This window comes from Rhodococcus koreensis (assembly GCF_900105905.1).
In the GTDB taxonomy this organism is placed as follows: domain Bacteria; phylum Actinomycetota; class Actinomycetes; order Mycobacteriales; family Mycobacteriaceae; genus Rhodococcus_F; species Rhodococcus_F koreensis.
Genome location: NZ_FNSV01000005.1, coordinates 7,750,074 through 7,772,500 on the forward strand (window position 1 = coordinate 7,750,074; position 22,427 = coordinate 7,772,500).

At 66.9% G+C, this 22,427-nt stretch carries 22 protein-coding genes; 21 read left to right on the forward strand and 1 reads right to left on the reverse strand.

What is annotated here, in order from left to right; all coding sequences use genetic code 11:
• Window positions 1-136 precede the first annotated feature (136 nt).
• The 21 genes from argS to BLV94_RS39900 all read left to right on the forward strand — a co-directional run bounded on the left by argS (window position 137) and on the right by BLV94_RS39900 (window position 21,828).
• Window positions 137-1,789: an arginine--tRNA ligase gene (gene argS, locus BLV94_RS39800; protein WP_072946104.1), complete on the forward strand. Its 1,653-nt coding sequence runs from the start codon at window positions 137-139 to the stop codon at window positions 1,787-1,789.
• Window positions 1,786-3,207: a diaminopimelate decarboxylase gene (lysA, locus tag BLV94_RS39805; RefSeq protein ID WP_072946106.1), complete on the forward strand. Its 1,422-nt coding sequence runs from the start codon at window positions 1,786-1,788 to the stop codon at window positions 3,205-3,207. The genes argS and lysA overlap by 4 nt, the downstream gene beginning before the upstream one ends.
• Complete coding sequence (locus BLV94_RS39810) at window positions 3,204-4,517, forward strand: homoserine dehydrogenase (protein WP_005264470.1); 1,314 nt, start codon at window positions 3,204-3,206, stop codon at window positions 4,515-4,517. The genes lysA and BLV94_RS39810 overlap by 4 nt, the downstream gene beginning before the upstream one ends.
• Window positions 4,514-5,596: a threonine synthase gene (gene thrC, locus BLV94_RS39815; RefSeq protein WP_072946109.1), complete on the forward strand. Its 1,083-nt coding sequence runs from the start codon at window positions 4,514-4,516 to the stop codon at window positions 5,594-5,596. Before BLV94_RS39810 ends, thrC begins: the two co-directional genes overlap by 4 nt.
• Window positions 5,597-5,640: 44 nt before the next feature.
• The gene (thrB, locus tag BLV94_RS39820) at window positions 5,641-6,585 is read left to right on the forward strand and encodes a homoserine kinase (RefSeq protein WP_072946179.1); all 945 of its coding nucleotides are present in this window, start codon (window positions 5,641-5,643) and stop codon (window positions 6,583-6,585) included.
• 328 nt (window positions 6,586-6,913) lie between these two features.
• Window positions 6,914-8,980, forward strand: coding sequence for a transcription termination factor Rho (gene rho / locus BLV94_RS39825; RefSeq protein ID WP_072946111.1), 2,067 nt, complete (start codon window positions 6,914-6,916; stop codon window positions 8,978-8,980).
• Window positions 8,981-9,209: 229 nt separating this feature from the next.
• Window positions 9,210-9,452, forward strand: coding sequence for a 50S ribosomal protein L31 (rpmE, locus tag BLV94_RS39830; protein WP_005252948.1), 243 nt, complete (start codon window positions 9,210-9,212; stop codon window positions 9,450-9,452).
• A 92-nt stretch (window positions 9,453-9,544) separates the two neighbouring features.
• On the forward strand, window positions 9,545-10,624 hold the full coding sequence (gene prfA, locus BLV94_RS39835) for a peptide chain release factor 1 (RefSeq protein ID WP_072946113.1): 1,080 nt from the start codon (window positions 9,545-9,547) through the stop codon (window positions 10,622-10,624).
• Between the two features lie 54 nt (window positions 10,625-10,678).
• Complete coding sequence (prmC, locus tag BLV94_RS39840; RefSeq protein WP_072946115.1) at window positions 10,679-11,608, forward strand: peptide chain release factor N(5)-glutamine methyltransferase; 930 nt, start codon at window positions 10,679-10,681, stop codon at window positions 11,606-11,608.
• Window positions 11,605-12,261 (forward strand): L-threonylcarbamoyladenylate synthase, encoded by a 657-nt coding sequence (locus BLV94_RS39845; protein ID WP_072946118.1) that lies wholly within the window; start codon window positions 11,605-11,607, stop codon window positions 12,259-12,261. The genes prmC and BLV94_RS39845 overlap by 4 nt, the downstream gene beginning before the upstream one ends.
• Window positions 12,258-13,439 (forward strand): glycosyltransferase family 4 protein, encoded by a 1,182-nt coding sequence (locus BLV94_RS39850; RefSeq protein ID WP_072946120.1) that lies wholly within the window; start codon window positions 12,258-12,260, stop codon window positions 13,437-13,439. The genes BLV94_RS39845 and BLV94_RS39850 overlap by 4 nt, the downstream gene beginning before the upstream one ends.
• Before the next feature lie 38 nt (window positions 13,440-13,477).
• Window positions 13,478-13,951, forward strand: coding sequence for a Cg1360 family ATP-synthase-associated protein (locus BLV94_RS39855; RefSeq protein WP_072946122.1), 474 nt, complete (start codon window positions 13,478-13,480; stop codon window positions 13,949-13,951).
• Window positions 13,952-14,272: 321 nt separating this feature from the next.
• Window positions 14,273-15,058, forward strand: a complete 786-nt coding sequence (gene atpB / locus BLV94_RS39860; protein WP_371851572.1) for a F0F1 ATP synthase subunit A — start codon at window positions 14,273-14,275, stop codon at window positions 15,056-15,058.
• Between the two features lie 85 nt (window positions 15,059-15,143).
• Window positions 15,144-15,389: an ATP synthase F0 subunit C gene (locus tag BLV94_RS39865; protein ID WP_072946125.1), complete on the forward strand. Its 246-nt coding sequence runs from the start codon at window positions 15,144-15,146 to the stop codon at window positions 15,387-15,389.
• Window positions 15,390-15,398: 9 nt separating this feature from the next.
• Window positions 15,399-15,959, forward strand: coding sequence for a F0F1 ATP synthase subunit B (locus tag BLV94_RS39870; protein WP_072946127.1), 561 nt, complete (start codon window positions 15,399-15,401; stop codon window positions 15,957-15,959).
• 5 nt (window positions 15,960-15,964) lie between these two features.
• Window positions 15,965-16,792: a F0F1 ATP synthase subunit delta gene (locus tag BLV94_RS39875; protein ID WP_174705532.1), complete on the forward strand. Its 828-nt coding sequence runs from the start codon at window positions 15,965-15,967 to the stop codon at window positions 16,790-16,792.
• Between the two features lie 62 nt (window positions 16,793-16,854).
• Entirely contained in the window at window positions 16,855-18,498 is a 1,644-nt protein-coding gene (gene atpA / locus BLV94_RS39880) for a F0F1 ATP synthase subunit alpha (protein ID WP_012688409.1), read from the forward strand.
• A 48-nt stretch (window positions 18,499-18,546) separates the two neighbouring features.
• Window positions 18,547-19,527 carry a F0F1 ATP synthase subunit gamma gene (locus tag BLV94_RS39885; protein ID WP_072946132.1) on the forward strand — a complete coding sequence of 327 codons (981 nt, stop codon included), beginning with the start codon at window positions 18,547-18,549 and terminating at the stop codon, window positions 19,525-19,527.
• Window positions 19,528-19,530: 3 nt separating this feature from the next.
• Window positions 19,531-20,982 (forward strand): F0F1 ATP synthase subunit beta, encoded by a 1,452-nt coding sequence (gene atpD / locus BLV94_RS39890; protein ID WP_072946134.1) that lies wholly within the window; start codon window positions 19,531-19,533, stop codon window positions 20,980-20,982.
• Between the two features lie 6 nt (window positions 20,983-20,988).
• Complete coding sequence (locus BLV94_RS39895) at window positions 20,989-21,357, forward strand: F0F1 ATP synthase subunit epsilon (protein WP_007300053.1); 369 nt, start codon at window positions 20,989-20,991, stop codon at window positions 21,355-21,357.
• A 48-nt stretch (window positions 21,358-21,405) separates the two neighbouring features.
• Window positions 21,406-21,828, forward strand: coding sequence for a DUF2550 domain-containing protein (locus BLV94_RS39900; RefSeq protein ID WP_072946136.1), 423 nt, complete (start codon window positions 21,406-21,408; stop codon window positions 21,826-21,828).
• Here BLV94_RS39900 and BLV94_RS39905 read toward each other — a convergent pair whose 3' ends face one another.
• A complete protein-coding gene (locus tag BLV94_RS39905; RefSeq protein ID WP_072946138.1) occupies window positions 21,829-22,404 on the reverse strand; it encodes a cob(I)yrinic acid a,c-diamide adenosyltransferase in 576 nt (191 codons plus the stop codon).
• Between the last annotated feature and the right edge of the window lie 23 nt (window positions 22,405-22,427).

The window sequence follows — 22,427 nt, forward strand, 5'->3', positions numbered from 1 at the left end:
CAGGGCGATCCCACTGTACTTACCCACCCTGAGCGCAACCTGGGAGAGTGGCCGGGCCCACGCTCGCCGGCGGTCGCCGGGACTCGCGGGAAGCCGGATCACCGCTCGGGACGCGTTGGCCATAGGATAGATACCTGTGACTCCAGCTGACCTTGCCGAACTGCTCCGCGGAACCGCCGCGAAAGTGCTCGCCGAACGCGGACTCGACGTGTCCGTGCTTCCCGAAACTCTCACGGTCGAGCGTCCGCGCAATCCCGAGCACGGCGATTACGCCACCAACGTCGCGATGCAGGTGGCCAAGAAGGTCGGTACCAACCCGCGTGAGCTGGCCGGCTGGCTCGCCGACGCGCTGACCGCGGCCGAGGGCATCGACAGCGCCGACATCGCGGGCCCGGGCTTCCTCAACATCCGCCTGGCCGCCGACGCGCAGGGCGCGATCGTCGCGAAGATCCTCGAGGCGGGTGCCGCCTTCGGGTCCGGCCACACGCTCGACGGCAAGAAGATCAACCTCGAGTTCGTTTCCGCGAACCCCACCGGCCCCATCCACCTCGGTGGAACCCGCTGGGCCGCGGTGGGCGACGCGCTGGGCCGGATCCTGTCCACCCAGGGCGCGGCGGTCACGCGCGAGTACTACTTCAACGACCACGGCGCCCAGATCGACCGGTTCTCCCGCTCGCTGATCGCCGCCGCCAAGGGCGAACCCGCCCCCGAGGACGGATACGCGGGCGCCTACATCGCCGACATCGCCACCGCGGTGCAGCAGCAGCGCCCCGACGTGCTGGACCTGCCCGTGGGCGAGCAGCAGGAGGTCTTCCGCGCCATCGGCGTCGACCTGATGTTCGCGCACATCAAGCGCACCCTGCACGAGTTCGGCGTCGACTTCGACGTCTACTTCCACGAGAACTCGCTGTTCGAGTCCGGCGCGGTGGAGAAGGCCGTCGAGACGCTGAAGGATTCCGGCAACCTCTTCCAGGAGGACGGCGCCTGGTGGCTCAAGAGCACCGACTTCGGCGACGACAAGGACCGGGTCGTCATCAAGAGCGACGGCAACGCGGCGTACATCGCCGGTGACATCGCCTACTTCCAGGACAAGCGCTCCCGGGGCTTCGACCTGTGCATCTACATGCTCGGTGCGGACCACCACGGATACATCGGCCGGCTCAAGGCGGCCGCGGCCGCGTTCGGCGACGACCCCGACACCGTCGAGGTACTCATCGGGCAGATGGTGAACCTGGTCCGCGAAGGCGTGGCCGTGAAGATGAGCAAGCGTGCCGGCACCGTCATCACCCTGGACGACCTGGTCGAGGCGATCGGCGTCGACGCGTCGCGGTACGCCATGATCCGGTCTTCGGTGGATTCGAGCATCGACATCGACCTCGAACTGTGGACGAGCACCGGCAACGAGAATCCGGTGTACTACGTGCAGTACGCGCACGCCCGGCTGTCGGCCATCGCCCGCAACGCCGCCGACCTCGGCATCGCCGTCACGGATCCCGACTTCTCGCTGCTGATCTCGGAGCAGGAGGGCGATCTGATCCGCACCCTCGGCGAGTACCCGCGGGTCGTGACCAGCGCCGCGAATCTGCGTGAGCCGCACCGCATCGCGCGGTATCTGGAGGAACTGGCCGGTGCCTATCACCGGTTCTACGGTGCCTGCCGCATCCTGCCCCAGGGCGACGAAGAGGTCGGCCCGCTGCACATCGCGCGACTGGCGCTGTGCGACGCGTCCCGTCAGGTTCTGGCCAACGGTCTCGCCCTGCTCGGCGTCAGCGCACCGGAGCAGATGTGAACGCGCACCCCGCCGGTCCCAAGCACGCCGAGCAACTGCACGCGCCCGGTCTGCCCGAACGTCCCGCCGACGCGGCCGCATTCGCGGCGCTCTCTCCCGAGGTGTGGCCCCGCAACGCCCGCCGCGCCGCGGACGGAGTGGTGAGCCTCGCGGGCATCCCGGTCACCGAACTGGCCGAGAAGTACGGCACCCCACTGTTCGTCGTCGACGAGGACGACTTCCGGTCCCGCTGCCGCGACATGGCCCGCGCCTTCGGGCCGACGGCCAGGGTGCACTACGCGTCCAAGGCGTTCCTGTGCGGCGAGATCGCCCGCTGGGTCGCCGACGAGGGCCTGTCCCTGGACGTCGCGTCGGGCGGCGAACTCGCGGTCGCGCTGCACGCCGGATTCCCGGCGGAGCGAATTGCCATGCACGGCAACAACAAATCGGTCGCCGAGCTGACCGCCGCCGTGTCGGCCCGGGTCGGGCACATCGTGCTCGACTCCGCCACGGAGATCGACCGCCTCGACAAGGTGGCCGCCGAAGCCGGTGTGGTGCAGGACGTCCTGATCCGCGTGACGGTCGGAGTCGAGGCGCACACCCACGAGTTCATCTCCACCGCCCACGAGGATCAGAAGTTCGGGTTCTCGCTCGCCGGCGGTAAGGCGATCGACGCGGTCCGGCGGGTCTTCGCCGCCGACAACCTGCGTCTCGTCGGTCTCCACAGTCACATCGGCTCGCAGATCTTCGACGTCGACGGCTTCGAGGTGGCCGCGCACCGTGTGATCGGGCTCCTGCGGGACGTGGTCGCGGAGTTCGGCGTCGAGAAGACCGCCCAGATCTCGATCATCGACCTCGGCGGCGGCATGGGAATTTCCTACGTCCCCACCGACGACCCGCCGCCGGTCGACCAGCTCGCCGCCAAACTCGGCGACATCGTGCGCCACGAGTCGGCGCTCGCCGGTCTGCCGGAGCCGACGCTGGCCGTCGAACCCGGCCGCGCGATCGCCGGACCGGGAACGGTGACGCTGTACGAGGTCGGCACCATCAAGGACGTCACCGTCGGCAGCAACCTCACCCGCCGGTACGTCAGCGTCGACGGCGGTATGAGCGACAACATCCGCACCGCGCTGTACCAGGCGGAGTACGAGGCCAAACTGGTCTCGCGGGTCAGCGACGCGGCGCCGGTGGTGTCCCGCGTCGTCGGCAAGCACTGCGAATCCGGTGACATCGTGATCCGCGACACCTGGATGCCCGAGGACATCGACGCCGGCGACTTGCTCGCCGTCGCGGCCACCGGTGCATACTGCTATTCGATGTCGAGCAGGTACAACCTGCTCGCCCGCCCTGCCGTGGTGGCGGTGCGCGACGGACAGTCGCGCGTGATCCTGCGGAGGGAAACCGTGGAAGACCTGTTGAGCTTGGAGGTACAAGAGTGACGAGCGAATCGGCGCATCGCGCTATCGGTGTGGCCGTCCTCGGCCTCGGCAACGTCGGGAGCGAGGTCGTGCGTATCCTGCGGGAGCACAGCGAAGACCTCGAGGCTCGCGTCGGCGCCCCGCTGGAACTGCGTGGAGTGGCCGTCCGCCGCCCCGGCAAGGACCGCGGAATTCCCGAGGAGTTGCAGACCACCGACGCGGAGTCCCTCGTGGCCCGCGACGACGTCGACCTGGTCGTCGAGGTGATCGGGGGCATGGATCTGCCCCGCAAGCTGATTCTCTCGGCGCTGAACTCCGGCAAGTCCGTCGTCACCGCCAACAAGGCGCTCCTCGCCGATCACACCGGTGAACTGGCCGAGGCCGCGGAACTGCACAACGTCGACCTCTACTTCGAGGCCGCCGTGGCGGGCGCCATCCCTGTGATCCGCCCGCTGATCCAGTCGCTCGCGGGCGACCGGGTGAACAAGGTCGCCGGAATCGTGAACGGGACCACCAACTTCATCCTGTCGGCGATGGACGAGACCGGCGCGGACTACGCCGCGACCCTCGCCGAGGCCGGACGCCTGGGATACGCCGAGGCCGATCCGACCGCCGACGTGGAGGGCTACGACGCCGCGGCCAAGGCTGCCATCCTCGCGTCGATCGCGTTCCACACCCGGGTCACCGCCGCCGACGTGTACCGCGAGGGGATCTCCAAGATCACCGCGGCCGACCTGACGTCGGCACGCGCACTCGACTGCACGATCAAGCTGCTGTCCATCTGCGAGCGGATCACCACCCCCGAGGGCAAGGAGCGGATCTCCGCGCGGGTCTACCCGGCTCTCGTGCCGCTGGAGCACCCGCTGGCCTCGGTCAACGGTGCGTTCAACGCGGTCGTCGTCGAGGCGGAGAACGCCGGGCGCCTGATGTTCTACGGTCAGGGCGCCGGCGGCGCCCCCACCGCGTCGGCCGTGATGGGCGACCTGGTGATGGCCGCGCGCAACAAGGTGAACGGCGGCCGCGGACCCCGCGAGTCCAAGTACGCCAAGCTGAAGATCGCGCCGATCGGCGACATCCCCACCCGCTACTACGTCAACATGCAGGTAGCGGACAAGGCCGGGGTCCTGTCGGCGGTGGCTGCCGAATTCTCGCAGCACGGCGTCAGTATCTCCACCGTGCGGCAGGAAGGCGCCGGCGACGGCGCCCGCCTCGTCGTCGTGACCCACGTCGCGACGGATTCTGCCCTGTCGGAAACCGTTGAGGCCCTGAGCAAACTCGAATTCGTCACCGCTGTGACCAGCGTGCTGCGACTGGAAGGCACCGAACAATGACCGGCACCCGTAATCCCGTTCACACCCCTTGGCCGGGGCTGATCGAGGCTTACCGCGACCGCCTCGCCATCGGACCGAACTGGAAGACGGTCACCCTGCGCGAGGGCGGCACCCCGCTGCTGCCCGCCGGGCATCTCTCGGAGATCACCGGTTGCGACGTCTACCTGAAGGTCGAGGGGCTCAACCCCACCGGTTCGTTCAAGGACCGCGGCATGACGATGGCCGTCACCGATGCGCTGGCCCGCGGTCAGCAGGCCGTCCTGTGTGCGTCCACGGGTAACACGTCGGCCTCCGCCGCCGCGTACGCCGCCAAGGCGAAGATGACCTGCGCCGTGCTGGTGCCGCAGGGCAAGATCGCGATGGGCAAGCTCGCGCAGGCCGTCATGCACGGTGCGCGGATCATCCAGGTGCAGGGCAACTTCGACGACTGCCTCGAACTGGCCCGCAAGACCACCGCGGAATTCCCCACGATCGGGCTCGTGAACTCGGTCAACCCGGTCCGCATCGAGGGGCAGAAGACCGCGGCGTTCGAGATCTGCGACGCCCTCGGCAAGGCGCCCGACGTGCACGCCCTCCCGGTCGGCAACGCCGGCAACATCACCGCCTACTGGCGCGGGTACTCCGAGTACTACGCGGACGGGCTCACCAGCGTGAAGCCCCGCATGCTCGGAGTCCAGGCCGCGGGCGCGGCGCCGCTCGTCCACGGTGCGCCGGTGAAGGACCCGGAGACCATCGCGACCGCGATCCGCATCGGTTCGCCGGCATCCTGGAACGGCGCGGTCACCGCCAAGGAAGAGTCGCACGGCGCCTTCCGGGCCGCCACCGACGACGAGATCCTCGAGGCGTACCGGCTGATCGCCAGGACCGAAGGGGTCTTCGTCGAACCGGCGTCGGCCGCGAGCGTCGCGGGCCTGCTCGCCGCCCGCAAGGAGGGCTGGCTGGACTCCGGGCTGACCGTCGTCTGCACGGTCACCGGTAACGGCCTCAAGGACCCCGACACGGCGTTGGCGGGTATGCCTGAGGTCCAACCGATCCCGGTCGACCCTGTCGCTGTCGCCTCGGCCCTCGAGCTGGCGTAGTGGGGGCGCCCACGCCCACCACGCCGCAGGACCACACTGCCACCATGACACAGACCCTCCCCGCGGGCCTCACCGTGACCGCTCGCGTGCCTGCGTCGAGCGCCAACCTCGGCCCGGGTTTCGACACGCTGGGCATCGCGCTCGGACTGTACGACGAGATCACCGTGACGACCACGGCTTCGGGGCTGAACATCCGGGTCGAGGGCGAGGGCGCCGACGACGTGCCGTGGGGTCCATCCCATCTCGTGGTCCGGGCGATCGAACGCGGCCTGGAATCGGCCGGTGTGTGGGCCGACGGCCTGGACGTGGTGTGCCACAACGTGATACCCCATTCGCGCGGTCTGGGGTCCTCTGCCTCCGCTGTCGTCGGGGGACTGGCGGCCGCCAACGGCCTGGCGATCAAGCTCGACCCCGAACTCGGACTGTCGCTCGATCAGCTCGTCCAGCTGTCGTCGGAATTCGAAGGGCACCCCGACAACGCGTCGGCGAGCGTGCTCGGCGGCGCGGTCGTGTCGTGGAGCTGCGCGGGTGAGCAGGCCGACGGAGCCCCCGCGGCCACCGACATCTACTCGGCCGTCCCGCTGAAGGTGCACCCCGCGATCCGGGTCGTCGCACTGGTTCCGGGGGAGCGCTCGTCGACGGCCCACACGCGGGGTCTGTTGCCCGAGACGGTTCCCCACCGGGATGCCGCGTTCAACGTCAGCCGCGGGGCCCTCGCTGTGGTGGCGCTCACAGAGCGTCCCGACCTTCTGATGTCGGCCACCGAGGACCGACTGCATCAGACGCAGCGCGCTCCGGCCCTTCCTCTGACGACGCGATGGATCGCAGTCCTCCGCAAGGCGGGTATCGCCGCCACCGTCTCCGGAGCCGGACCGACCGTTCTCGCATTGACCACGGAGCCTTTCCCCGTGGATCTTCGAGCACAGGCCGAGGCCGAGGGGTTGCAGGTTCTCGAACTGGACGTAGCCGACGGCGTCCGGACCAGCTGACACGCAGTAGGGGCGTCTCCTTGCCCCTACGGTCGTTCACAGCTATCCTGGGCAATGTCCGTACATCGTGCGCATCAGACGCCGGTGCTTCACCAGGGCAATTACTCCAGGTCAATCGGGGTTGACGGCTCCTGGCACGATCCTCCGCACTATCTGTCGTGTAGGGATTGCGAGTACGCGCCTGTTTCAAGGGTGATGTGATGGCGGGCAAGCCGGCAGTTCTTCACATGCAACTACGTACGGCACATCCGAATTCGGTATTCGAAACCGAATTACGGGACGAACCCTCGACTCTGCGCAGCGCGAGTGAGGGAAGGAAAGGACCTCCGTGACCGATACGGACCTCATCGCCGCTCCTGTGCGCGCCTCCTCGGTGGATACCGTTGGCGCGCAGGCAGGCGACTCTTCACAGGCGTCATCAGTGACGGCCTCCACAAAGCGCGCCGACGCGCGCCGAGGTGCCGGGCTGTCCGGAATGGTGCTCACCGAGCTCCGCTCTCTCGCAGGTGAGCTGGGCATCAAGGGCATTTCGGGGATGCGCAAGGGCGACCTGATCGCCGCGATCAAGGAGCGTCAGGGCGGCTCTGCGGCCCCGGCCGCTGCCGCGACCGAAACCGCTCCCCGGACCCGAGCGACGCGCGCCAAGCGCGAACAGTCCGCTCAGACCGAACTCGAAGTGATTCCGCAGGCGGAACCCGCCGAGAAGGCCGCCGAGCCCAAGACGGCCGAACCTGCGACGGCCGACGGCGCTGCAGGGGACACCGACACCGCCGAAGGCGGACGTCGTGGCCGCCAGCGTCGCGGATCCGCACGTCGGGCGGGCGCTCCCGAGCAGGGTGACCAGGGCGGCAACGCCCAGGACACGGCCTCGGCGACTGCCACCGACACGCAGCAGGCCGAGCGCAAGCAGGCCGAGGACCGTCAGGATTCCGCCGAGAAGCCGGCGAAGCAGGACGGCTCCGGCGAGCAGGGCGGCGACCGCAACCGACGTGAGCGCGGCGGCGACCGTGGCGAGACCCGTGGTGATCGCGGCGAGACCCGCGGTGACCGGGGCGACCGGGGCGACCGCGACAACCGTGGCGACCGCAGCCAGGGCGGCAACGGCCCGCGCACCAGCGACAACCGCCCCGGCGACGACGAGGAAGGCGGTCGCGGACGCCGCGGACGCCGCTTCCGCGAACGTCGTCGTGGACGCGACCGCGGTGAAGGCGGCGGCGGTGACGTTCGCGAGACCGAGATCCGCGAGGACGACGTCCTGCAGCCGGTCGCGGGCATCCTGGACGTCCTCGACAACTACGCGTTCGTGCGGACCTCCGGCTACCTGGCCGGACCGAACGACGTCTACGTGTCGATGAACCTGATCCGCAAGAACGGCCTCCGTCGCGGCGACGCCATCACCGGCGCCGTCCGGATCGGACGCGAGGGTGACCAGGGCAACCAGCGGCAGAAGTTCAACCCGCTGGTCCGCATCGACACCGTCAACGGCGGCGACGTCGAAGCGGCCAAGAAGCGCCCCGAGTTCGGCAAGCTCACCCCGCTGTACCCGAATCAGCGGCTGCGTCTGGAGACGACGCCGAACATCCTGACGACGCGTGTCATCGACTTGGTGATGCCGATCGGCAAGGGACAGCGTGCGCTGATCGTGAGCCCGCCGAAGGCCGGTAAGACCAGCGTTCTGCAGGCCATCGCGAACGCCATCGCGACCAACAACCCCGAGTGCTACCTCATGGTCGTGCTGGTCGACGAGCGTCCCGAAGAGGTCACCGACATGCAGCGTTCGGTGAAGGGCGAGGTCATCTCCTCGACCTTCGACCGCCCGCCGGGAGACCACACGTCGGTCGCCGAGCTCGCCATCGAGCGTGCGAAGCGCCTGGTGGAGGCGGGTAAGGACGTCGTCGTCCTGCTCGACTCGATCACCCGCCTCGGCCGTGCGTACAACAACTCGTCGCCGGCGTCGGGACGTATCCTCTCCGGTGGTGTCGACTCGACCGCGCTGTACCCGCCGAAGCGTTTCCTCGGTGCTGCGCGCAACATCGAGAACGGCGGTTCGCTCACGATCATCGCGACGGCAATGGTCGAGACCGGTTCCACCGGCGACACCGTGATCTTCGAGGAGTTCAAGGGCACCGGTAACGCCGAGCTGAAGCTGGACCGCAAGATCGCGGAACGCCGCGTGTTCCCGGCCGTGGACGTGAACCCCTCGGGCACACGTAAGGACGAGCTGCTGCTCAGCCCGGACGAGGCGGCGGTGCTGCACAAGCTCCGGCGCGTGCTCTCCGGTCTCGATTCGCACCAGGCCATCGATCTGCTGATCGACCGGCTCAAGAAGAGCAAGAGCAACCTCGAATTCCTCATGCAGGTGTCGAAGACTGCTCCGGGCGCGATCGACGACTGATCATCGACCCGAAGCGGGGCCCGGCGACTTTCGGTCGCCGGGCCCCGCTGTTTCCCCCTCCGGAATCACCGTGGAACAAAACGCGGACCACCCGCGTTGACCACACCGCAAGCACAAAATGCCGATTGGGATCGCGAACCTGCGGTCTGGCATACTGAGCGGCTGAGTCCGGTTCCGGTTCACGTCTTCGAACGGCGAAGGCGACCCGGCGACCATTGAAAGGGACACCATGAAGTCAGGCATTCACCCCAATTACGTGGCCACCACCGTGGTCTGTGGTTGCGGCAACACCTTCGAGACCCACAGCACCAAGGAGACCGGGCGTATCAACGTCGAGGTCTGCTCGCAGTGCCACCCGTTCTACACCGGCAAGCAGAAGATCCTCGACACCGGTGGACGTGTCGCCCGCTTCGAGGCTCGCTACGGCAAGCGTGCCGGCAAGGGCGCAGCCAAGGAATCTGCAGAGTCCTAGCTGTTCCGCCGACGCCCGTCCTGCGATAATTGCAGGCCGGGCGTCGGCTTTTTTGTGCCTACTTCCCGAACGAACGCAGAGCGGAGCGAATCATGGCAGGGACCACCCAGCCTTCGGCCATCGACGACATCCTGGCCGAACATGCCGGCCTGGAGCAGCAGTTGGCGGATCCGGCCCTGCACAACGACGCTTCCGCGGCCCGCAAGGCGGGCAAGCGATTCGCCGAACTCGCACCGATCATGGCGACGTACACCAGGCTCAAGTCGGCGCAGGACGATCTGGAGGCGGCGCGTGAACTCGCCGCCGACGATTCCAGCTTCGCCGCCGAGGTGCCCGCACTCGAGGAGCAGGTCCTCGAACTGGACAAGACTCTCACCGATCTCCTGGCTCCCCGCGACCCGCACGACGGTGACGACGTGGTGCTCGAGGTGAAGTCGGGGGAGGGCGGCGAGGAATCCGCGTTGTTCGCCTCCGACCTGGCCCGGATGTACGTCCGGTACGCCGAGCGTCACGGTTGGCGCGTCGAGATCCTCGACGCGACCGTGTCCGACCTCGGCGGATACAAGGACGCGACGCTGTCGATCAAGTCGAAGGGCGATGTGCGTGACGGGGTCTGGGCGCGGCTGAAGTTCGAGGGCGGCGTCCACCGTGTGCAGCGTGTGCCCGTGACGGAATCGCAGGGACGCGTCCACACGTCCGCCGCCGGTGTCCTCATCTACCCGGAACCGGAAGAGGTGGAGGAGGTGCAGATCGACGAAACCGACCTGCGCATCGACGTCTACCGCTCCTCGGGCAAGGGTGGTCAGGGTGTCAACACCACCGACTCCGCGGTCCGGATCACGCACCTGCCCACCGGCATCGTCGTGACCTGTCAGAACGAACGCTCGCAGCTGCAGAACAAGGCCCGCGCCATGCAGGTGCTCGCCGCCCGGTTGCAGGCTGCGGCGGAGGAGGCCGCGGACGCGGAGGCGTCGGCGGGCAGGCAGAGCCAGGTGCGCACCGTCGACCGTTCCGAGCGGATCCGTACGTACAACTTCCCGGAGAACCGCATCACCGATCACCGGATCGGGTTCAAGTCCCACAACCTGGATGCGGTCCTGGACGGCGAACTCGACGCCCTGCTCGACGCGCTCGGCAAGTCGGACCGTGAGGCGAGGCTCGCCGCGGAGTAACCGCGAAGCCGGGACCGCGCCACCGGGCGGCGGGCCGCGTGGCAGTCTGTACCTGTGAGTCGCCTTCCTCTTCGCCTGGCCCTGATCGACGCAACCGCGCAACTCGACGAGGCCGGGGTGCGTAGCTCCCGTGCGGACGCCGAACTGCTCGCGGCACACCTGCTGGGGGTGGAGCGAACCCGGCTCGGGCTCGTCCCGCTCGTCGACGAGTCGGTGATCGACGCCTACAAGAAGATGGTCGACCAGCGGGCCAAGCGGATTCCGTTGCAGTACATCCTTGGTACGGCCGCCATGGGAGACATCGACATCGAGGTCGGCCCCGGCGTTTTCGTGCCGCGCCCGGAGACGGAACTGCTGCTCGGGTGGGCGCTCGCATTCCTCGGAAGCTGCGATCAGCATCCGCCGGTGGTCCTCGACCTGTGCACCGGGTCGGGCGCGCTCGCGCTGGCGATCGCCAACGCCCGCCCCGACGCCGTCGTACACGCCGTCGAACTGGAACCGCATGCGCTCGCGTGGGCCCGGCGCAATGCCGACGCCCGCGAACAGGCAGGTGACGCGCCGATCAGGCTGTACCAGGGCGACGTGACGGACCGGACATTGCTCGCCGGGCTCGAGGGCGGGGTCGACCTGATCGTCGCGAATCCGCCGTACATCCCGGAGGGTGTCGAACTCGAACCCGAGGTGGCCGACCACGATCCGCACAGCGCGCTGTTCGCCGGACCGGACGGTCTGTCCGTCATCAAGCCGATGATCTCGAACGTCGCGCGCTGGCTGCGCATCGGGGGAGCGGTCGGAATCGAGCACGACGACTCGAACGGCTCCGACGTCGCGGCACTGTTCGCGTCCCGCCGGGTGTTCGGCGAGGTCGCGGAGCATCCGGACCTGGCGGGGAAGCCGCGGTTCGTCGTGGCCCGGCGCGTCGCAACGGATATCGAGGCGCAGCGTGCAGGGGCCGACGCCGAGGGTGAAAGAATGAACCGGTGAGTACCGTTTACGACTGTGGCCTTCCCGATTCACGCTCCGCCGGACTGAGTGCGGCCAAGAATGCGCTGAAGGCCGGGCGTCTCGTCGTGCTCCCCACGGACACGCTGTACGGAATCGGCGCGGACGCATTCGACAGCGAGGCCGTCGCCGCCCTCCTGCGGGCCAAGGGTCGCGGGCGGGACATGCCGGTGCCCGTGCTCGTCGGCTCGTGGAACACGATCGACGGCCTGGTGTACAGCGTGCGCCCGCAGGCGCGCGACCTCATCCGGGCGTTCTGGCCCGGCGGGCTGAGTCTCGTTGTGGAGCAAGCGCCTTCGCTGGCATGGGATCTCGGCGACACCCGGGGCACGGTCATGCTGCGCATGCCGCTGCACCCGGTCGCCCTCGAACTGCTGCGTGAGGTCGGTCCGCTCGCGGTGTCGAGCGCGAACGTCTCCGGGCGCTCGCCCGCCACGACGGTGGAGGAAGCCCGCGAGCAACTCGGCGGATCGGCGAGCGTGTACCTCGACGGCGGCCGGGCGGAACAGGGGCAGGCATCGACCATCGTCGACCTCACCGGCGCCACCCCGCGGATCCTGCGTGAAGGCGCGGTGCCCACCGGCGATGTCGCCGCCGTACTCGGAGTGACGGCGGAGAGTCTGTCCGCCCAGTGAGTGCTGCCGAATCGGCCGGCGTGGTGCTGGCTCAAGCAGGTGGGGGCGCGGGTGTCCCGCTGCGCGAACTCCTGCTCGTCCTCTTCACGGCCGCGGTGGTGACCTACCTCGCCACCGGGGCCGTGCGGCTGTTCGCGCTGCGGTTCGGGGCAGTGGCGGTGCCGCGGGACCGGGACGTCCATGTCATCCCGACGCCCCGCCTCGGCGGGGTCGGCATGTATCTCGGCATGCTCGTCGCGTTGTTGTTCGCGCAGCAGCTACCCGCGCTCACCAGGGGATTCGAGTTCACCTCCGACATTCCCGCGGCCCTGGTGTCGGGGTTTGTGATCGTGCTGGTGGGGGTGGTCGACGACCGCTGGGGCCTGGACGCGCTCACGAAGTTCGTCGGCCAGGTCACCGCGGCCGGGATCCTCGTCGTGATGGGGGTGAGCTGGTTCATCGTCTATATGCCGTTCGGGGACGGCAGCACGGTCATCCTCGACCAGCTGCAGGCCGGTCTCGTCACCGTTGGTGTCGCGGTGGTGATGGTGAACGCCATGAACTTCGTCGACGGCCTCGACGGCCTCGCCGCGGGCCTCGGCCTGATCTCGTCGCTCGCGATCTGCGTGTTCTCGGTGGGACTTCTGCACGATCAGGGCGGCGACGTCAGCGCCTATCCGCCCGCTCTGATCGCCGCCGCCCTGGCAGGTGCGTGTCTCGGTTTCCTTCCGCACAACTTCCAGCCCGCCAAGATCTTCATGGGCGACTCCGGCTCCATGCTGATCGGACTGATGCTGGCGGCCATCTCCACCAGCGCGTCCGGTCGCATTCCGTTGACCGCGTACGGCACCCGCGACCTGCTCGGTCTGCTCTCGCCGCTGCTGTTGGTCGGTGCCGTCATGTTCATTCCGATCCTCGACCTGTTGCTGGCCGTGGTCCGGCGAACCCGCGCCGGGGTGAGCCCGTTCAGCCCCGACAAGATGCACCTCCACCACCGGCTCCTGCAGATCGGGCACTCGCACCGCCGCGTCGTGCTGCTCATCTACTTGTGGGTCGGTGTGCTGGCGTTCGGCGCGGTCGGTTCGGCCCTGTTCGACCGTCGCGTCGTCGTGCTCCTGGTCGCGGGAGGCCTGGTCTTCGCATTGGTCGTGACGGCTGTCCCGTCGATTCGCGGACAGCAGCACGATCGTCGGGGCTGACGGGAGGGTTGCCGCGGACCGGCGAGGATCCACTACCCTTGGCGACCGTGACGTTCACCCCTGCCTCCGCCCCTGATCACACCGCGTCGTTGCGGGCTGCCGTGCGCTACGGAGTTCTCGGTCTGATCGTGCTGGCAGTGGTCGGTTCGATCGTCGCTTTTCTCGTCGCGGGCAAGCCGGGCCTGTACGGGGCCCTTCTCGGTGCGGCGGTCGGGGGAGGATTCATCCTGTGCACCGCACTCGGTGTGCTGTTCACCGCGAAGCTTCCGGCGCTGACGGCGGGAGCGGTACTGCTCGGTACGTGGTTGCTGAAGATGATCCTCGCGATCACGGTCCTCGCGATCCTCAAACCGCTCGACTTCTACGACAAGACGGCATTGGTGCTGGTCATGGTGCTTTCGCTGGTCATCGTGCTGGGAGCGGAAACGTTCGGAGTGCTCGGTACCAAGGCGCCGTACGTCGAACCCACGCCGTCGGACGACGCCGGATCGCCCGATTCGGACGATAAGTAGTACTACGAGATGTAGTAAAATTGAATCGACCCCGACCCCGTCTACACAACGTCGTAGATGACTTGCTAAGGTCTGGGTCAAGCGAGAGCAATGAGAGTGCGAGTCAGTTACTCGCCGGTATTGCATGCTTGTAGGTGGCCGCACTTTCAGGGCCGCCGAGTCGACGAGAGTCGCCGACACCGACAGACGCTGGACTCGAACAGTCCGCAGCAGCTGACGAATACGCGAGTCGAGCTTGTCGACTTGTTTGATCGTCAATGTCCGATCGAACCGCAGTCAACGAAGGCTGCGGACCGACTACGGGAGAGAACGCTGAGCGTCATCAACGTGGCCGCGGAAGAATTCCACGCGCCTTCCCTGAACGACTTCTTCCCGCCCGCGGTCCTGTTCGAAGGGACTCCGTTCGAACTCGACCGCCTGATGCTGGTTCGCATCCTGCTGTCCGCGCTGATGATGCTCTTCTTCGTCATCGCGATGCGCAGCCCGAAGATCATTCCTCGCGGTGTCCAGAACATCGGTGAGATCGCGCTCGACTTCGTCCGGATCAACATCGCGGAAGAGATTCTCGGCAAGGAGCAGGGCAAGCGCTTCCTGCCGGTCATCACCACCATCTTCTTCCTGGTGCTCGCCAGCAACCTCGGCAGCATCATCCCCTTCATCAACATCTCGCCGAACGCGCGCATCGGCATGCCGCTCGTGCTCGCCGCCCTGGCGTACATCGTGTTCAACTACGTCGGCATCAAGAAGTACGGCTTCTTCAAGTACGTGAAGAGCAGCATCGTCGTCCCGGGTGTGCCGCTTCCGCTGCACTTCCTGCTCGTGCCGATCGAGTTCATCTCGACGTTCGTCCTCCGGCCGTTCACGCTCATGGTTCGTCTCATGGCCAACATGCTGGCCGGCCACATCCTGCTGGTGCTGTTCTTCAGCGCCACCCAGTACTTCTTCTTCGTCTCCGGTGGGTTCCAGGCCGTGTTCGGTGTGGCCTCGCTTGCCGCCGGCATTGCATTCACCTTCTTCGAACTGCTGGTGATCTTCCTGCAGGCCTACGTCTTCGCGCTGCTCACGTCGGTGTACATCGATCTGGCGCTGCACGCGGATTCGCACTAGCACCACAAGCTTCACGACCAGCTACACCAAGAACTGAGCCTCCCGCCGAATCCGGCGGAGGTCAACAGAAAGGGAACGGAACACCATGAGCCTCGCCTACCTCGCTCAGGAAGCTGTCCAGGAAACCCGCTCGACGGGCTTCGGAGCCATCGGCTACGGTCTCGCCGCGATCGGCCCCGGCATCGGCGTGGGCATCGTTGTCGGTAAGGCAATCGAGGGAATGGTTCGCCAGCCCGAGATGGCCGGACAGGTTCGTACCACGATGTTCCTCGGTATCGCCTTCACCGAAGCCCTCGCGCTGATCGGCCTCGTCGCCGGCTTCATTTTCTAAGACCGTCACATGGCAGCCAACATCGCATTGCTCGCGGCAGAGGAAGAGAGTCACAACCCTCTCCTCCCCGCGACGTATGACATCGTTTGGTCGATCGTCTGCCTGGTCATCGTTGGTTTCGTCTTCTGGAAGTACGTCCTTCCGATGTTCCAGAAGGTCCTTGCCGAGCGAACCGAGCAGATCGACGGCGGCATCAAGCGGGCCGAAGAGGCCCAGGCCGAAGCGAAGGCGGCGCTCGAGCAGTACCGCGCTCAGCTTGCCGAAGCTCGCACCGAGGCTGCGCAGATCCGTGAGGACGCGCGCACCCAGGGGCAGCAGATCATCGCCGAAATGAAGGCACAGGCTCAGGAAGAAAGCGACCGCATCGTGGCCGCCGGCAACAACCAGCTGGTTGCGCAGCGTCAGCAGATCGTCACCGAACTGCGCGGCGATCTCGGCCGCACCGCCGTCGACCTCGCTGAGAAGCTCATCGGTGAGTCCCTCGCCGACGACGTGAAGCGGGCAGGCACGGTCGATCGATTCCTGAACGAGCTCGACTCCATCGGCGCAAATTCCGCAGCAGGGAAGTGAGCACCATGTACGCAGCGAGCCGTGAGGCCTTGACGCAGACCCGTGCTGCGTTGTCTTCGGCCTTGGGATCCGTCTCTGCCGGAGCAGCCACAGCGGCCGCGGCCCAGATCGGGGCCGAACTGTTCTCGGTCGTCGAGATCCTGGACGAACAGCGCACTCTCCGGAGTGCCCTGTCGGACACCTCGACGCCCGGGAGCGTTCGCGAAGGTCTGGCCGAGCAGGTGTTCGGCGGCAAGGTCTCCGCCGAGACCCTCGCCGTCCTGAAGGTGGCAGTGGGCCAGGACTGGTCCGCCACCTCCGACCTGCTCAACTCGCTGGTGCTCCTCGGTCGGGAATCGCTGCTGAAGGCAGCGGCCGATCAGGGACAGCTCGACGCCGTCGAGGACGAGCTCTTCCGTCTCGGCCGCATCGTTGCCGGTGACCCGAAGCTCGAGCAGTCACTGTCCGACCGTTCCGTACCGGCGAAGGGCAAGCGTGACCTGCTCTCCAAGCTGCTGTACGGCAAGGTCACCGCGGTCTCCGAGGCATTGGCGACCCAGGCAGTGGGCCGGTTGAAGAACTCCGCACCCGCGGACGCCTTCGACGAACTGTCGAATCTGGCAGCAGCACAGCGGAAGGCCGTTGTCGCCAAGGTGCGCAGCGCTGCTCCGCTGTCCAGTGAGCAGTCGGATCGGCTGACCGCCACCCTCACCCGTACCTACGGGAAGCCGGTGACGGTTCACGTGGAGGTCGATCCTGAACTCCTCAGCGGCTTGGTCGTCCGGGTGGGCGACGAGGTGATCGACGGCAGCGGAGCGGGACGTCTCGCAGCGTTGCGGAAGTCCCTCAAGTAGTCCGCAACCGAACCCCATACCCCAGATCTTTTCGAAGACCAGACACCGAGAGCAGGAAAAACATGGCGGAGCTGACGATCTCCTCCGACGAGATCCGTAGCGCGATCGAGAACTACACCGCGAGCTACTCCCCGGAGGCCTCCCGCGAAGAGGTCGGCGTCGTGACCGACACCAGCGACGGCATCGCGCACGTCAGTGGCCTGCCTTCGGCGATGGCCAACGAACTGCTGGAGTTCCCCGGCGGAATTCTGGGCGTCGCGCTCAACCTGGATGCCACCGAGATCGGTGCCGTCATCCTGGGCGATTACGAGAACATCCAGGAAGGCCAGGAAGTCAAGCGGACCGGCGACGTGCTGTCGGTACCCGTCGGCGACGCCTTCCTCGGCCGCGTCATCAACCCGCTCGGCCAGCCGATCGACGGCCTGGGCGAGATCGCGAGCGACGAGACCCGCGCCCTCGAGCTGCAGGCTGCCTCGGTGCTCGAGCGTCAGCCCGTCGAGGAGCCGCTGCAGACCGGCATCAAGGCCATCGACGCGATGACCCCGATCGGCCGCGGACAGCGTCAGCTCGTCATCGGCGACCGTAAGACGGGCAAGACCGCCGTCTGCATCGACGCGATCCTGAACCAGAAGGCCAACTGGGAGACCGGCGACGAGAAGCAGCAGGTTCGCTGCATCTACGTCGCGATCGGCCAGAAGGGTTCCACCATCGCGGGCGTCAAGGCTGCCCTCGAGGAGCAGGGCGCGATGGAGTACACCACCATCGTCGCTGCCCCGGCCTCCGACTCCGCCGGTTTCAAGTGGCTCGCCCCCTACACCGGCTCCGCCATCGGTCAGCACTGGATGTACCAGGGCAAGCACGTCCTGGTCGTATTCGACGACCTGACCAAGCAGGCCGAGGCGTACCGCGCCATCTCGCTGCTGCTGCGTCGCCCGCCGGGACGTGAGGCATACCCCGGTGACGTCTTCTACCTGCACTCCCGCCTGCTGGAGCGTTCGGCCAAGCTGTCCGACGCCCTGGGTGGAGGCTCGCTGACCGCGCTGCCGATCATCGAGACCAAGGCCAACGACGTCTCGGCCTACATCCCGACCAACGTCATCTCCATCACCGACGGTCAGGTGTTCCTCGAGTCGGACCTGTTCAACAAGGGTGTCCGTCCCGCCATCAACGTCGGCATCTCGGTGTCCCGTGTCGGTGGCGCCGCGCAGACCAAGGGCATGAAGAAGGTTTCCGGCTCGCTGCGTCTGGAGCTGGCCCAGTTCCGTGAGCTCGAGGCGTTCTCGGCCTTCGCCTCCGACCTGGACGCCGCCTCGAAGGCACAGCTCGAGCGTGGCGCCCGCCTGGTGGAGCTGCTCAAGCAGGATCAGTACAGCCCGATCCCCGTCGAGGACCAGATCGTGTCGATCTACCTCGCCGGTGAAGGTGTCTTCGACAGCGTGCCCGTCGGCGACGTCCGTCGCTTCGAGGCCGAACTGCTCGACGAGCTGCACCGCACCGCCTCCGGCGTGTACGAGAGCATCAAGGGCGGCAAGGCCCTCGACGCCGACAACGCCAAGGCACTGGTCGAGGCCACCGACAAGTTCAAGGAAACGTTCCTCGCGTCCGACGGAAGCCGGGTCGTGAACGAGGCCGAGGCTGAGGCTCTGGACGCCGGCGAGGTCGGCCACGAGCAGATCAACGTCAAGCGCACCACCGTCAGCAAGTGAGCGGCCTGCCCATGATGCTGCGAAACATGAAGGGAGAGTGATCGATCGATGGCAAGCATTCTCGAACTGAGGTCTCGCATCAAGTCGGTCAACTCGACCAAGAAGATCACCAAGGCCCAGGAACTGATCGCGACCTCGCGGATCACGAAGGCACAGTCGCGCGTCGCCGCGGCGAAGCCGTACGCCGAGGAGATCACGAAGGTTCTCTCGGAGCTGGCGAGCGCGTCCGCTTCGCTGGACCACCCGTTGCTCAACGAGCGCACCGATCCCAAGCGTGCCGCGGTCCTGGTCGTCACCAGTGACCGCGGTATGTGCGGCGGATACAACTCCAACGTCCTCAAGGAGGCCGAGGAGCTGTTCCAGCTGCTGCGCAGCGAGGGCAAGGATCCGGTGATCTACGTGCTCGGATCCAAGGGCCTGGGCTACTACACGTTCCGTGACCGCGATCTGGGGGGTGCGTGGACCGGGTTCTCCCAGAATCCGGGCTACTCCGACGCTGCCAAGGCGAGCCGGCACCTGGTCGACCTGTTCATGGCCGGATCCGGCTCCGAGGTTCCCGCGCCGAACGGTGAGGGCACCATCGAAGGCGTCGACGAGCTGCACATCGTCTACACCCGCTTCGTGTCGATGCTGACCCAGTCTCCCGAGGTTCGCCGGATGGCTCCCCTCGAGGTGATGGTCTCCGAGGAGCACGTCGAACTCGGCGAAGACATACTGACGAACGGTCACGGGTCCAGCAACTCGGAACCGGTCGCCGGATACAACTTCGAGCCGGAACCCGACAAGCTGCTCGGTGCCCTGCTGCCGAAGTACATCAGCACCCGCATCTACTCCTCGCTGCTGGATGCTGCGGCGTCGGAGTCGGCTGCCCGTCGTACCGCCATGAAGGCCGCGACGGACAACGCAAACGAACTGGTGAACACGTTGAGCCGTCAGGCAAACCAGGCTCGCCAGGCCCAGATCACCCAGGAAATCAGCGAGATCGTCGGCGGCGCGAATGCGCTCGCCTCGAGCGCAGGAAGTGACTAAGCAATGACCGCAGCAGTAACCGAAAACAACGGGGCAGGCTCGGGTTCGTCCGTCGCCGGCCGCGTCGTGCGGGTCATCGGTCCCGTCGTGGACGTTGAATTCCCGCGTGGCGCCATTCCTGAACTGTTCAACGCCCTGCACGCCGAGATCACGCTCCCCTCGGTCGCCAAGACGCTGACCCTCGAGGTTGCACAGCACCTCGGCGACAACCTGGTGCGCACCGTCTCGATGCAGCCCACCGACGGTCTGATCCGCGGCACCTCGGTGTCCGACACGGGCAGGCCGATCTCGGTTCCCGTCGGCGACGTCGTCAAGGGCCACGTCTTCAACGCGCTGGGCGACTGCCTCGACGCTCCCGGTACGGGTCGCGACGGCGAGCAGTGGGGCATCCACCGCAAGCCACCAGCCTTCGACCAGCTCGAGGGCAAGACGGAGATCCTCGAGACCGGCATCAAGGTCATCGACCTCCTCACCCCGTACGTCAAGGGTGGAAAGATCGGTCTGTTCGGTGGTGCCGGTGTCGGCAAGACCGTTCTGATCCAGGAAATGATCACCCGTATCGCCCGCGAGTTCTCCGGCACCTCGGTGTTCGCAGGCGTCGGTGAGCGCACCCGTGAGGGCACCGACCTTCACCTCGAGATGGAAGAGATGGGCGTCCTCCAGGACACCGCCCTCGTCTTCGGCCAGATGGACGAGCCGCCGGGAACGCGTATGCGCGTCGCCCTGTCCGCGCTGACCATGGCGGAGTACTTCCGCGATGTCCAGGGTCAGGACGTGTTGCTGTTCATCGACAACATCTTCCGTTTCACCCAGGCCGGTTCCGAGGTGTCGACCCTGCTCGGTCGTATGCCTTCGGCCGTGGGTTACCAGCCGACCCTGGCTGACGAGATGGGTGAGCTGCAGGAGCGGATCACCTCGACGCGAGGCCGCTCCATCACCTCGCTGCAGGCGATCTACGTTCCCGCCGACGACTACACCGACCCGGCGCCGGCCACGACGTTCGCGCACCTCGATGCCACCACCGAGCTGTCGCGTCCGATCTCGCAGATGGGTATCTACCCCGCTGTGGACCCGCTGACCTCCACCTCCCGCATCCTGGAGCCCGGCATTGTCGGTGCCGAGCACTTCCGGGTCGCCAACGAGGTCAAGCGCATCCTGCAGAAGTACAAGGAACTGCAGGACATCATCGCCATCCTCGGTATGGACGAGCTGCAGGAAGAGGACAAGGTGCTCGTCGGCCGTGCCCGTCGTCTGCAGAAGTTCCTCGGCCAGAACTTCATCGTCGCCGAGAAGTTCACCGGTGAGCCCGGCTCCGTGGTGCCGCTCCGCGACACCATCGAGGCGTTCGACCGCATCTGCAAGGGCGAGTTCGATCACCTGCCCGAGCAGGCGTTCAACAGCTGTGGTGGACTCGACGACGTCGAGGCTGCAGCCAAGAAGATCGCCGGGAAGTAGTCGACGATGGCTGAGATGACCGTGGAACTCGTCGCCGTGGAGCGACGGTTGTGGTCTGGTTCGGCGACTCTCGTCAGCGCACAGACGACCGAGGGCGAGATCGGTGTCATGCCCGGGCATGAGCCGGTTCTCGGACAGCTGGTCGAGGGCGGAGTGGTTGCGATCACGACGGCCGACGGTGAGCGTATCGTCGCTGCTGTGCACGGCGGATTCCTGTCCGTGACCGCGAAGACAGTCACGATCCTCGCCGAGTCAGCCGACTTGGCCGAGGACATCGATGTGGAAGCGGCCAAGGCCGTGCTCGCAGAGAGTGGAGACGACCTCGAGGCGATTGCTGTCGCCAAGGGTCGGGTCCGCGCTGTCGAGCGCGCCTAGGCTGCACGAGAAAGACCGCGACGGAGCCGACGAACAGTGACAATCGGAATGACTGTGTTGATCATTCTGGTTGTGCTGCTCGCGGCCTTCGTCGCGGTTTTTCTGTATCGGCTTGCAGTACTGCGCCGCGGTGGCACCGCGGCGATCCTCCGGGTGACGCCTGCCCCGGGGGACACCGGGTGGCGCCACGGCGTCATCCGCTACGGCGAGGGCTCCCTCGTCTTCTTCAAACTGTCGAGTCTGCGACCTGGCCCCGATTCGCGTATCGAGCGCCAGGGCATCGAGGTCGCAGGTCGTCGCAGCCCCGAGGGCTCCGAATTCGACATCATGTCCGACGAGATCATCATCCTGTCGGTCAAGGACCGCGGGAGCTCGTACGAGATCGCATTGGACGGGGGAGCGTTGACCGCGTTCCTGTCCTGGGTCGAATCGCGACCGTCCGGCCGATCGGTTCGCGGTCGCCGTCTCTGATCAGGACTTCCCGGCGCCCGGCTTCCAGAGCACGTCGCCCTCGGGGTTCGCGAGCCTGCTGACGATGAACAGCAGATCCGACAGCCGGTTGAGGTATTTCGCCGGAAGAGCGTTGGTGGTCTCCGGGTTGGTGTCGACGGCCGCCCACGCGGACCGCTCGGCGCGACGGGTCACTGTCCGCGCCACGTGCAGCAGAGCGCCCAGCGCCGTCCCGCCTGGGAGAATGAAGGAGTTCAGCGGCTCCAGGCGTTCGTTCAGTTCGTCGCACCAGCCTTCGAGACGATCGATGTATTCGCCGGTGATGCGCAGCGGCGGGTATTTCGGTTCCGCCTCCACCGGGGTGGAGAGGTCGGCGCCGGCATCGAACAGGTCGTTCTGGATCTGCCGCAGGATCGACCGGATCTCCTCCGGCGGGTCGCCCAGCGCGACCGCAACCCCGATCGAGGCGTTCGCCTCGTCGCAGTCGGCGTACGCGATCAGCCGCGGATCGTTCTTCGACACACGGGAGAAATCGCTGAGTCCGGTGGTCCCGTCGTCGCCGGTCCGGGTATAGATCTTGGTGAGGTGTACGGCCATAGCGTTACGGTACCGGCCTCCGG